The organism is Methylotenera sp., assembly GCF_013141425.1.
In the GTDB taxonomy this organism is placed as follows: Bacteria; Pseudomonadota; Gammaproteobacteria; order Burkholderiales; family Methylophilaceae; genus Methylotenera.
In genome coordinates this window covers 25,446-36,768 of the sequence record NZ_JABFRA010000061.1, presented here as the reverse complement: position 1 = coordinate 36,768, position 11,323 = coordinate 25,446, and the positions used below count along the sequence as shown (strand labels likewise).

General features: G+C 41.0%; 12 protein-coding genes and 2 tRNA genes. 1 reads left to right on the top strand and 13 read right to left on the bottom strand.

Annotated features, from left to right (window positions below; translation table 11 throughout):
* Nucleotides 1-318: 318 nt before the first annotated feature.
* From HOO90_RS05270 to HOO90_RS05210, 13 genes are all read right to left on the bottom strand, one after another.
* The gene (locus HOO90_RS05270) at nucleotides 319-957 is read right to left on the bottom strand and encodes an ATP-binding cassette domain-containing protein (protein ID WP_292840356.1); all 639 of its coding nucleotides are present in this window, start codon (nucleotides 955-957) and stop codon (nucleotides 319-321) included.
* Nucleotides 950-1,660 (bottom strand): molybdate ABC transporter permease subunit, encoded by a 711-nt coding sequence (gene modB, locus HOO90_RS05265; protein WP_292840353.1) that lies wholly within the window; start codon nucleotides 1,658-1,660, stop codon nucleotides 950-952. The genes HOO90_RS05270 and modB overlap by 8 nt, the downstream gene beginning before the upstream one ends.
* A 15-nt stretch (nucleotides 1,661-1,675) precedes the next feature.
* Nucleotides 1,676-2,440, bottom strand: a complete 765-nt coding sequence (gene modA, locus HOO90_RS05260) for a molybdate ABC transporter substrate-binding protein (protein WP_292840351.1) — start codon at nucleotides 2,438-2,440, stop codon at nucleotides 1,676-1,678.
* A 273-nt stretch (nucleotides 2,441-2,713) separates the two neighbouring features.
* Nucleotides 2,714-2,790, bottom strand: a tRNA-Pro gene (locus tag HOO90_RS05255).
* Nucleotides 2,791-2,881: 91 nt separating this feature from the next.
* The gene (locus HOO90_RS05250) at nucleotides 2,882-3,316 is read right to left on the bottom strand and encodes a MerR family transcriptional regulator (protein ID WP_292840348.1); all 435 of its coding nucleotides are present in this window, start codon (nucleotides 3,314-3,316) and stop codon (nucleotides 2,882-2,884) included.
* 26 nt (nucleotides 3,317-3,342) lie between these two features.
* Entirely contained in the window at nucleotides 3,343-3,636 is a 294-nt protein-coding gene (locus tag HOO90_RS05245; protein ID WP_013148436.1) for an integration host factor subunit alpha, read from the bottom strand.
* 112 nt (nucleotides 3,637-3,748) lie between these two features.
* On the bottom strand, nucleotides 3,749-6,103 hold the full coding sequence (gene pheT / locus HOO90_RS05240) for a phenylalanine--tRNA ligase subunit beta (RefSeq protein WP_292840340.1): 2,355 nt from the start codon (nucleotides 6,101-6,103) through the stop codon (nucleotides 3,749-3,751).
* Nucleotides 6,104-6,133: 30 nt separating this feature from the next.
* Entirely contained in the window at nucleotides 6,134-7,132 is a 999-nt protein-coding gene (pheS, locus tag HOO90_RS05235) for a phenylalanine--tRNA ligase subunit alpha (RefSeq protein ID WP_292840337.1), read from the bottom strand.
* Between the two features lie 109 nt (nucleotides 7,133-7,241).
* Nucleotides 7,242-7,601 (bottom strand): 50S ribosomal protein L20, encoded by a 360-nt coding sequence (gene rplT, locus HOO90_RS05230; RefSeq protein WP_292840335.1) that lies wholly within the window; start codon nucleotides 7,599-7,601, stop codon nucleotides 7,242-7,244.
* 9 nt (nucleotides 7,602-7,610) lie between these two features.
* Nucleotides 7,611-7,808 (bottom strand): 50S ribosomal protein L35, encoded by a 198-nt coding sequence (rpmI, locus tag HOO90_RS05225; RefSeq protein WP_292840333.1) that lies wholly within the window; start codon nucleotides 7,806-7,808, stop codon nucleotides 7,611-7,613.
* Nucleotides 7,809-7,952: 144 nt separating this feature from the next.
* A complete protein-coding gene (gene infC / locus HOO90_RS05220) occupies nucleotides 7,953-8,477 on the bottom strand; it encodes a translation initiation factor IF-3 (protein ID WP_292840359.1) in 525 nt (174 codons plus the stop codon).
* A gap of 78 nt (nucleotides 8,478-8,555) precedes the next feature.
* The gene (thrS, locus tag HOO90_RS05215; RefSeq protein WP_292840330.1) at nucleotides 8,556-10,463 is read right to left on the bottom strand and encodes a threonine--tRNA ligase; all 1,908 of its coding nucleotides are present in this window, start codon (nucleotides 10,461-10,463) and stop codon (nucleotides 8,556-8,558) included.
* A gap of 76 nt (nucleotides 10,464-10,539) precedes the next feature.
* Nucleotides 10,540-10,616 (bottom strand) — tRNA-Val (locus HOO90_RS05210).
* Between the two features lie 200 nt (nucleotides 10,617-10,816).
* On the opposite strand from HOO90_RS05210, the gene HOO90_RS05205 reads away from it, so the two are divergent.
* A complete protein-coding gene (locus HOO90_RS05205) occupies nucleotides 10,817-11,308 on the top strand; it encodes a YbaK/EbsC family protein (protein WP_292840327.1) in 492 nt (163 codons plus the stop codon).
* Nucleotides 11,309-11,323 lie beyond the last annotated feature (15 nt).

Below are 11,323 nucleotides of genomic sequence, written 5' to 3'. Positions count from 1 at the left end.
CAGGCTTTAATTTACAACAAGTAACTCATTTTAAGTTTTGGTCGGGACAGCAAGATTCGAACTTGTAAATCAACAACCTATGCTATGCTTATCGCTCATTATAGGCATTAGCTTTATGTCATAGTTAAGCATAATTAAGCTACTGATAGCCACAAGAACGCCACTAAACTTTTTAATGCTGGCGTTCTTATATCTTGAATTTCACTTACCCTATGTCCCCTAAATAGGTTTGCTACAAATCGGTAATTAATACACAATAAAATTGGAGTGCAGTAAAGCAGACATTGAATTTCGGTGCTTTCGACCCAACTGAGACACTCAATTTATAATCTTTCCAAGTTGGATATCAATGATGTTGTCAGTAATTTTTAATATCTCTTCCATAGAATGACTAATATAAATCATAGGAATTTCCACTTCGTCCGCGACCCTCTTTAAAAACGGTAATATTTGGCCCTTGAGTCTTTCGTCCAAAGAGGCTAGCGGTTCGTCCAACATTAACAATCTTGGTGAGCTAAGTAATGCACGTCCCAATGACACGCGCTGCTTCTCACCGCCAGAAAGTTGATGAGGTCGTTGATTTAATAATTGACCGATTTCCAACAATTCAACAATTTGCTTAAGTTGGAACTGTTGTTTTTGTACTGGAGTAAAATTTAGTGCATAGCTTAAATTATGTTCCACAGTGAGATGGGGAAATAATCGACCGTCTTGAAACACCAAGCCAATCTTTCGCCCGTGTATAGGTATGTTAATTTGCAATTCACTATCAAACAAACATTCACCATTAATCATAATGCGGCCACTATCTGGCTGTGTGATGCCAGCAATGATACTTAACAAAGTACTTTTACCAGAGCCAGATGGGCCGTATATCGCATTCACACGTTGAGTTAATTGCAGTGAGGCATCTAACTCGAAATGTTTGCGTTTAAGTCGTGCATGAACCTCAATCATGATGACGGCCAATATTCTGATTAGCTTTACGTTCAAGCTTATCGCTTATCATCAATGCGCCCAAGGCTAACACCATACTTAATATCACTAACCTTAAGGCGGGTAAGTCTCCATCAGGAATCTGCGTATAACTGTAAATTGCTAATGGTAGCGTGCGCGTTTCATTTTCAATATTACCGACAAAAGTAATCGTTGCCCCAAACTCACCTAAACTGCGGCTAAAGGCTAAAATTAAACCAGTAATAATGCCGGGCATAGCCAATGGCAAGGTAATAGTAAAAAACACCTTCAGTGGATGTGCACCTAAAGATTGTGCTGCAATCTCTAAACCTCTATCGACATGCGAAATAGATAATCTAGTTGAACGCACCAACAGTGGAAATGCCATGACTGCTGAGGCAACCACCGCCCCCATCCAAGTAAAAGCTAGGCTTATTCCAAAGATGTTGTGCAAGTATTTTCCTATTAGACCTTGATTGCCCAATAGAAGAAGAAGTAAAAATCCTGGGACTACTGGTGGTAAAACTAATGGCAAATGCACAAGGCTATCAAGTAATGATTTGCCAAAGAATGATTTTCTGGCGAGAACCCAAGCCACCGCAATGGCTGGCACCAAAATTAGCGCAACACAAAATAAAGCTACTTTCAGAGATAACCACAGGATGGATAACTCTGAAGGTGTAAATCGCAATATATCTAACATGTGATTAAATAACTTCTATTGTAAGTTAGTGTTAAAGCCGTATTTGCTGAAGATAACTTTTGCTTTTTCAGACTTCAAATAATCATAAAAGCTATTAGCACTTTGATTCGCATTTTTTGTTAAGGCTAAAGGATATACGATTGGGTCATGGCTCGATTCAGGGAAGGCGGCAACGTTATCTACCTTAGTGGACACCTTGGCATCAGTTTCATAGACAATCCCTGCATCGCACTCACCACGTTCAACAAACACCAAAGCAGCACGAACATCCTGTGTCCCCACAATTCGCATTTTAATGGCATCCCACCAGTTAAGGTTTTTTAAAGATTGCTTTGCGTAAATCCCAACAGGCACTGAATCTAGCTCCCCCGTGCATAATTTGCCACTGAATGCACCAGCAATATTGAAGCCTTTCTCCATTTCTATCTTAAATGCTTTGCCTTTGGGAGCAATCAGCACTAATTGATTACCTAACAAATTAACCTTACTTCCTGCATTAAGGAGGTTTTTCTCTTGCAAATAATTCATCCATTTTGTATCTGCTGATATAAAAATATCTGCTGGTGCACCTTTTTCAATCTGCTTAGCTAAAGTGGACGACGAAGCGAATGAAGTTTGAATATTTATTTGTTTATCTTTCTCGTATTCACTAGCAATATCAGAAATTGCATTTGTAAGACTTGCTGCAGCAAATACAGTTATTTTCTGCTCGGCATGTGCAATAAAAGAAAGAAAGCTTGCAATAGTTAGCAGCCCAATCACTAATAATTTTTTTAACATATGAATCCTTTGAATATTTCTAGTTACTTTTAGAAATCATATTGCGCGCGCAAAGTGACAACCTTCTCTTTATCGTCACGCTTGCCTTTCAATACAATGTCAGTATCTAAATTGGTCTGGATATAATTGAGTACCAGACGCGCATTGGGGTTGAATAGTTTAACTCCTCTACCTTACCAATGATTTTAATACCTACCTTTTTTTGAGTGTACCCATAGACACCATAAAACAAAAAAGACCCACAGCCGTTAAACTGTAAGTCTTTGATTTTAATGGTCGGGACAGCAAGATTCGAACTTGCGACCCCATGCCCCCCAGGCATGTACGCTACCAGGCTGCGCTATGCCCCGAACCGATGCTAAAATTATCTTGCAGCAAGGTTGCCATTATAATGCAAAATTTAGTGCTAAGAAAAAACACTACAGAAATAAATAAACTCTATTACTTAGAAGCGGACAGTGAAGGACGCAATAGATTTAAGATTTCGAGCAACTCTGTTTTTACTAAATTAAAATCAAAGTCTTTATTTTTACTTGTTGCAGAAGCGTTTAGCGCTGAATCTAACTGCGCAGTGGTTTGTCCTGCGTCTGCTTTTATTTCGGCTTCATCTGGTCCATCAAGGCGATTTCGTGCGCCGCTAATGGTAAAGCCTTGCTCGTAGAGTAGTTCGCGTATACGGCGAATTAATAAAACTTCGTGGTGTTGATAATAACGGCGATTACCACGACGTTTTACTGGCTTTAGTTGGGTGAATTCTTGCTCCCAGTAGCGAAGCACGTGCGGTTTTACACCACAAAGTTCGCTTACTTCACCAATGGTAAAGTAGCGTTTTGCTGGTATCGGTGGCAACTGTGCTTTTGTAATGGGTTCGCTCATGTAATCAAACTTATTTGATTATTCAATTAATTTAGGTAATTCGCTTCAACTTTGCTTTTTAACTTTTGGCTCGCGTGGAAAGTCACTACGCGACGTGCGGTAATGGGTATTTCTTCGCCTGTTTTAGGATTACGGCCAGGACGCTCAGATTTTTTACGCAATTCAAAATTACCAAATCCTGATAGTTTAACGCTGTCTCCTGCTTCTAATGCGATTCGCACTTCCTCAAAAAATGCTTCAACCATATCTTTTGCTTCGCGTTTATTTAACCCAACTTGCTCGTAAAGCAAATCTGCAAGTTCAGCTTTTGTTAATGTCATACCCACTCCCATTTCATTTCTAGCTTTTGAGCTTTTTTAAATGTATAGATTATTCTTTTTAAATTTATAAATTAATCATTACTTTTATAAATTAACAGTTCTACTTTATTGCTTAATTTCTAAGTACCGCACCAAAATCATTTTGTAGTAATTGTAACAGATTAGCTATGGTTGTATCAGCGTCATTATCCGTTAAAGTTTTTTGAGTATCGTGCATAAGTACTGATAATGCAAGGCTTTTTTTATTTTCTGGTATACCTTGTCCTTGGTATAAATCAAATAATGCCACATCATGCACCAGTGCTAGATTCGCTTTTTTAATTGCACTAAATACCTTTTCAACTGCAATATTTTCATCTAAAACTACGGCTAAATCGCGTCTGACCGGAAGTAATTTTGAAACTTCTTGGTATGTAGCAATTTGACGTTTGCTGATAGCTTCTAAGTCCAGTTCAAATAAATAGGCATTTCTACTAAGACTGTAATGCTGTTGCCATTTTGGATGCAACTTACCTATCCAACCGATGGCTTTGCCATCTTTTAAAATTCTTGCCGTTTGTCCGGGGTGTAAGGCAACATGCTCATCTTTTTGATAGCTAACATTACTGCCTGCAAGGTTGTCCAGATGCGCTTTGATATCGAAAAAATCTACATCCGAATTCTCTGCTGACCACTGCTCTGGCTTTGCACTGCCATAAGCCAATCCTGCAATTCGCGTATTTTCTTCGAAACCATCAACTTTTGGAAAATAAACAGCGCCTACTTCAAATAGGAACGCACGGTCTTGCTTACGGTTCAAATTATAAGTAAGTGTATCGAGTAAGCCACCCCAAAGACTAGTGCGCATCACACTTAAATTGCTCGCAATTGGGTTTTGTAGTTTGATTGGATTTGCATTGCCTAATAAATCTCGCTCCCAGCTTTCATCTACAAAGCTGTAATTCACAACCTCTTGGTAGCCTTCAGCAACCAAACTATCGCGTAATTTATTTTGATGTAGCCTTACTTCAGGCGCCGGTAACATTTGCAAACTAGCTACTGGAGGCGTTGCTGGAATGTGGTCATAGCCATGCAAGCGTGCGATTTCTTCAATTAGATCTTCTTCAATATTAATATCGAATCTGTAGCTTGGTGGTGTGACAGTGAATTCACCGTCTTCCTCTATAAATGAAAAACCTAATTGCTTAAGTAACTGAGCCACTTTAGTCTGTTCAAACGGAATACCAAGTACAGATACTAAACGTGACATTCTTAATTTAACTGAATGGCGAACTGGCAATGTACCGGTGACTTGTGTCACTTCACCCGCTTGGCCACCACATATTTCCAAAATCAGTTTAGTTGCATATTCAAGTGCATTTCTTGTGTTACCAAAATCTACACCACGTTCAAAACGGTAAGAAGAATCCGTGCTCAAGCCTAATCTGCGCGCTTTACCAGCAATGATAGAAGGTGCAAAAAAAGCACTTTCTAGAAAAATATCCGTCGTCGCGTCATCAACAGAGGTTGGCTTACCACCCATAATGCCAGCAAGTGCTACCGCACCACTTCCATCTGCTATCACCAAATCATCCGCCTTCAACTCTACAACTTGTTCATTTAGCAAGCTTAAAGGCTCATTCGCTTTTGCAAAACGTACTGAAATATCACCTTTGAGCTTATTCGCATCAAATGCATGCATAGGCTGGCCTAATTCAAGCAACACATAATTTGTCACATCAACTAAAGCACTGATGCTGCGCAAACCACTACGTTCTATGCGTTTCACCATCCAAGCTGGCGTACTTGCTTTTGCGTTTACACCGCTAACTAAACGACCGCTATAGCTTGGGCAAGAGGCAGATTCACTCACAACTACATTTTTAGTCGCTTTCATTGTTGCTGGTATTGCTGTGATAGCAGCAAAACTTGCTTTAGCACCAGTGATAGCGGCAACATCGCGAGCGATACCAACCAAGCTTAAGCAGTCGCTACGATTTGGTGTTAGCTTCAATGTCAGCAGGTTATCGTCTAAATCTAAATGTTCACGAATACTTTGGCCCACAACCGCATTGCTATCTAGCTCAAGCAAACCTGTCGCTTCTGCGCTAATACCAAGCTCTTTAGATGAGCACATCATGCCGAAAGACTCTACGCCTCGTACCTTAGCCTGTTTAATTGAAATGCCAGGCAATTCAGCCCCAACCATCGCACAAGGAGCAAGCAAGCCTGCTCGAGCATTTGGTGCACCGCAGACAATTTGCAATGGCTCAGCCAGACCCACGTCTACTTTACAGACTTGCAAACGGTCTGCATCAGGGTGCTTTTCAGCAGATAAAATCTTAGCAACGACCACTCTACTAAACGGTGCAGCGACTGGCTGCATCTCTTCAACCTCAAGTCCAGCCATCGTTAAAGCGTGACTAAGCGCCTGACTATCTAAATCAGTATTGACAAGGCTACGTAACCAATTTTCTGAGAACTGCATAATGCTTTTGTGACCTTATTAGTAGATTTATTATTTGAATTGGCTTAAAAAACGCAAATCATTATTAAAGAAGTGGCGTAAATCATTCACACCGTAGCGCAACATAGTCAAACGCTCTACGCCTAAACCGAACGCAAAACCGCGATACTTCTCGCTATCAAGATTGACATGCTTAAACACCTCAGGATGCACCATACCGCAACCGCCAATCTCTAACCAGCCACCATTCCAACTCATATCCATTTCGGCTGAAGGTTCTGTAAATGGAAAGAATGAAGGTCTAAAACGCACTGTTAAATCATCACGCTCAAAGAACTTTTGCAAAAAGTCTTGCACCACGCCTTTTAGGTTTGCGAAGCTAATATCCTCATCGACCCACAACCCTTCTACTTGGTGAAACATTGGAGAATGCGTTGCATCAGAATCCACACGGTACACACGACCTGGCGCAATGATTTTTAATGGTGGAGTTTTGTTTGTTTTTAACGCATTTTCCAAATAGCGAATTTGCACTGGTGAAGTATGTGTTCTTAAAACATTCGCTTCATCAATATAAAATGTATCGTGCATTGCACGCGCAGGATGATCTTCCGGGATATTCAGTGCAGTAAAATTATAAAAATCAGTTTCAATTTCTGGGCCTGTTGCAACTTCAAAGCCAATAGAGTGAAATAACTCTTCAACGCGTTTTAATGTTAGCGTGACCGGATGCAATCCACCTTGTGACTGCGCACGCGCTGGCAAGGTCACATCAATTGACTCTTGAGCAAGCTGCTTAGCTTGCTCTGCATTTAAAATCGCTTCACGGCGAGCAGTTAGAGCTGTCTCAACGCCTTGTTTCACCACATTGATAGCTGCTCCTGCTGCAGGGCGCTCTTCATTGCTAAGCTTACCTAAGCCCTTTAGCGCATCTGTTAACAATCCTGTTTTGCCTAGATACTTAGCTTTCGCTACTTCCAATTCATTCATCGTAGCGCTGTTAGCGAAATCCGCTTGTGCTTCTGAAATTAAATGCGTTAAATCGGCCATATTTATTCTGATCTTTAGATTGACAACGGAATTTAACCGTAATTATTACAATTCATTGATTTTACAGTAAAAAAAAGAGGCCGAAGCCTCTTTTTTATTTTTCTATTACTTAAGCGGCTAAAGCTGTTTTCGCTAAATCAACAAATTTTGCAAATGCTGCTTTATCAAACACGGCCAAGTCAGCCAAAACTTTACGATCAACTTCAATCGCAGCTTTTTTCAAGCCATTCATGAAGCGGCTATAAGTTAAGCCAAATTCACGTGAACCCGCATTGATACGCGCAATCCACAATGTGCGGAATTGACGTTTCTTTTGACGACGATCACGATAAGCGTATTGACCTGCTTTCATTACCGCTTGCTTAGCAACGCGGTAAACGTTTTTACGACGACCGCGGTAACCCTTAGCGGCTTTTAATACTTTTTTGTGTCTAGCGCGAGCAATGACACCACGTTTTACTCTAGGCATGTTCTACTCCTATTGTGTTGGCATCATAGCGCGGACGCGCTTGATATCAGTTGCAGAAATGATCGCCGTGCCGCGTAATTTACGCTTTTGCTTGGTGGTCTTTTTTGTAAGGATATGGCGTAAGTGAGAGTGAGTACGTTTCACTTTACCGTTACCCAAGAATTTGAAGCGCTTTTTAGCACCGCTCTTGGTTTTCATCTTTGGCATTTCGTTCTCCTTGAACTTAAGTTATGAGTGCTTAGGCATGCCGTTTAGCCGTATCACTCGGATTCTTGCTACTACTTTTTTACTACAACTTTAATGCAAAACATTAAATCTTTAATGAACCAACTATCTATCAAATCTTATGGCTTACTTCACTTTTTTATGAGGGCCTAGCACCATCACCATTTGGCGACCTTCCATTTTAGGAAACTGCTCAACGATTGCCACTTCTTTTGTATCTGCTTCTACACGTCTAAGTAAAGCCAAGCCAAACTCTTGGTGCGTAATCTCACGCCCTCTGAAACGCAATGTAATTTTTGCTTTATCGCCATCTTCAATAAAACGAATGATATTGCGTACTTTGATTGCATAATCGCCATCATCTGTACCAGGGCGGAACTTAATTTCTTTCACTTGCACTTGTTTTTGCTTGAGCTTAACTTCGTGCTGCTTTTTACTTTCGGCATATTTGAACTTGCCGTAATCCATCAATCTACACACGGGAGGCACAGCGTTCGGCGCAATTTCCACTAAGTCAATATCAGCGTCTTCAGCTTTAGCAAACGCCTCGCGCAAACTCATGATACCTAAAGGTTCGCCCTCAATGCCAACCAAGCGTACTTCCGAACCAGTAATGTCACCGTTGATTCGTGTTTCTTTGTCCTGTGCTATATCAAATTCTCCAAATAGTTAAGCCGTGCATTTTCAGAAACTAGCAAAAGCCAATGATAAAACTGGCATTTTGGAAGCTTAATTCTTAGATTCAACTTCTGCTTTTAAGCGCTCAATTAGCGCTTCAATCGGCATAGAACCTAAGTCTTCGCCTTTTCTGGTACGCACGGCCACATGTCCTGTTTGCATCTCACGCTCACCCGCTACAAGCAAGTAAGGCATTTTCTGCATCGAATGTTCGCGTATTTTATAGGTAATCTTCTCATTTCTCAAGTCAAATTCGCATCGGATGCCATTTTTCTTTAGTTTTTCAACTACTTGGCGTACATATTCTGATTGACCTTCGGAAATATTCAACACCATTACCTGCACAGGCGCCAACCAAAGCGGCATCGCACCAGCATAGTTTTCGATTAAAATTCCTATAAATCGCTCCATTGAACCTACAATCGCACGGTGCAACATCACTGGTCGCTTGCGGCTGTTATCTTCCGCAACGTACTCGGCACCTAAGCGTTCAGGCAAGTTAAAGTCTAATTGAATCGTACCGCACTGCCACAAACGACTTAATGAGTCTTTAAGTGTAAACTCAATTTTAGGGCCATAAAATGCCCCTTCGCCAGGCTGTAAATCAAATGCTAAGTCATTTTTATTTAGTGCGTTAGACAGTGAAGCCTCGGCTTTATCCCAAGTTTCATCTGTACCTACACGCTTTTCAGGGCGAGTTGAAAGCTTCACTAAAACATCAGTAAAGCCAAAGTCACCATACGCCTTATAGAGCATTTTAATGAAGTCAGCCACTTCAGATTCAATTTGTTCTTCAGTGCAGAAAATATGTGCATCGTCTTGGGTGAAGCCGCGCACGCGCATCAAGCCATGCAGGGAACCAGAGGGTTCATTTCGATGGCATGAACCGAACTCAGCCAAACGCAATGGTAAATCCCGGTAACTGTGCAATCCACTATTAAAAATCTGAATATGGCCAGGGCAATTCATTGGCTTAACTGCGTAATCACGACTTTCAGATGAAGTCACAAACATATTGTCACGATAATTTTGCCAATGTCCCGATTTTTCCCACAAGGTTCTGTCCATAATAGTCGGCGTACGGACTTCTTGATAGCCAAAATCTCTAAACATTTGGCGCATGTATTGCTCAACTTCTTGCCAAATACTCCAGCCACGCGGATGCCAGAACACCATGCCTGGTGCGTCATCTTGCATGTGGAAGTAATCCAACTGCTTACCTAATTTACGATGGTCGCGTTTTTCTGCTTCTTCTAACTGAAACAAATAGGCTTCAAGCTCTTCTTTATTGCGCCAAGCTGTACCGTAGACGCGTTGCAGCATCTCATTATTACTATCACCGCGCCAGTATGCACCGGCCAACTTCATTAATTTGAACGCTTTTAACTTGCCTGTATTCGGCACGTGCGGACCGCGGCAAAGGTCTGTAAAGCCACCTTCGGTATAAAGTGAAACATCTTGCCCTTCTGGAATGCTGGAAATAATCTCCGCTTTGTAATGTTCGCCAATAGCCTTGAAGTAGCTTACCGCTTCATCGCGAGGCAATACTTTGCGTATGACTTGCTCATCTTTTTTAGCAAGTTCAGCCATTTTCTTTTCAATAGCGATTAAATCTTCCGGCGTAAAGGCACGCTTGTAAGAAAAGTCATAATAAAAGCCATTTTCAATGACAGGGCCAATCGTGACTTGTGCATCCGGGAACAATTCTTTAACTGCATAAGCCAATAAGTGTGCTGTGGAATGGCGGATAATATCAACGCCTTCAGCATTCTTATCAGTAATAATTGCTAGTTCAGCATCTTGGCTTATCAAATGAGAGGTATCGACTAATACGCCATTTACTTTGCCCGCCAGTGCAGCTTTAGCTAAACCAGCGCCAATATTCATAGCAACATCTGCCACGGTAACAGGCGCATCAAAAGCACGTTCAGAACCATCAGGTAAGCGTATTACTGGCATATCGTTTCCCTCTAAAACAACAAAAGCCACAAATTTATGATTGTGGCTTATAAATTAGCTAACCTCTTGATTTAATTGGTAGGCAGTAGCAGACTCGAACTGCTGACCTCTTGGATGTCGACCAAGCGCTCTAACCAACTGAGCTAACCGCCTATACTTTAAATTACTTGTTTGTCTAATCTTAATGAATTTCAATTAGAGCGCGATTTTAGCTTATTGCGGCTTATAGCGCAAACTACAAACACAAGCACAGCTACAAATTTATCTATTTGACACTAGATTTTTAAAACGGATTTAAGTGGCTTGCTAAAATGAATAATATAGTGAAAATACTTAACTTTAGGAAAAATCATATGAATAGTTTTATTAGCTCCCCTGTCATAGCTCTTTTGGCGCATGAAGGCATTGCATACGATGTCATAGAAATTCCATTATCGGAAGATAAAAAACCTGTTCGAAATCTGGAAGAGTTGCTTCTAAAGCTGGGAGTAGACCCACATTCAGTGGTTAGGAGTGTATTGTTCAAAACATCTTCAGATAAGTATGTGTTATTGGTTGTAGCAGGAGGCAGGCGTGCTGACTGGGCCGTGTTGCGGAATTATTTAAATGAACGCAAGTGTCGCATGGCAGAATTTGATGAAGTATCAACAGCTACAGGTTATGTTGTTGGTGCCGTTCCGCCTATTGCGCTCCCAACGGACATTAAAATCCTAGTGGATAACAGTATAAAAGACTATGAAACCGTAGTGATTGGTAGCGGCGTATTGGGATTTGCCTTATCACTAAAAGGGGCTGATTTACTTAAACTGCTTGGCGAAGCTGACCAAGGCCAATTTACGATTTGAACAATTCTTCTGTAA

What these genes read in the sequence shown, in the direction of transcription:
- HOO90_RS05270 (WP_292840356.1), bottom strand. Translation starts at nt 957, where the DNA reads ATGATTGAGGTTCATGCACGACTTAAACGCAAACATTTCGAGTTAGAT.
- modB (WP_292840353.1), bottom strand. Translation starts at nt 1,660, where the DNA reads ATGTTAGATATATTGCGATTTACACCTTCAGAGTTATCCATCCTGTGG.
- modA (WP_292840351.1), bottom strand. Translation starts at nt 2,440, where the DNA reads ATGTTAAAAAAATTATTAGTGATTGGGCTGCTAACTATTGCAAGCTTT.
- HOO90_RS05250 (WP_292840348.1), bottom strand. Translation starts at nt 3,316, where the DNA reads ATGAGCGAACCCATTACAAAAGCACAGTTGCCACCGATACCAGCAAAA.
- HOO90_RS05245 (WP_013148436.1), bottom strand. Translation starts at nt 3,636, where the DNA reads ATGACATTAACAAAAGCTGAACTTGCAGATTTGCTTTACGAGCAAGTT.
- pheT (WP_292840340.1), bottom strand. Translation starts at nt 6,103, where the DNA reads ATGCAGTTCTCAGAAAATTGGTTACGTAGCCTTGTCAATACTGATTTA.
- pheS (WP_292840337.1), bottom strand. Translation starts at nt 7,132, where the DNA reads ATGGCCGATTTAACGCATTTAATTTCAGAAGCACAAGCGGATTTCGCT.
- rplT (WP_292840335.1), bottom strand. Translation starts at nt 7,601, where the DNA reads ATGCCTAGAGTAAAACGTGGTGTCATTGCTCGCGCTAGACACAAAAAA.
- rpmI (WP_292840333.1), bottom strand. Translation starts at nt 7,808, where the DNA reads ATGCCAAAGATGAAAACCAAGAGCGGTGCTAAAAAGCGCTTCAAATTC.
- thrS (WP_292840330.1), bottom strand. Translation starts at nt 10,463, where the DNA reads ATGCCAGTAATACGCTTACCTGATGGTTCTGAACGTGCTTTTGATGCG.
- HOO90_RS05205 (WP_292840327.1), top strand. Translation starts at nt 10,817, where the DNA reads ATGAATAGTTTTATTAGCTCCCCTGTCATAGCTCTTTTGGCGCATGAA.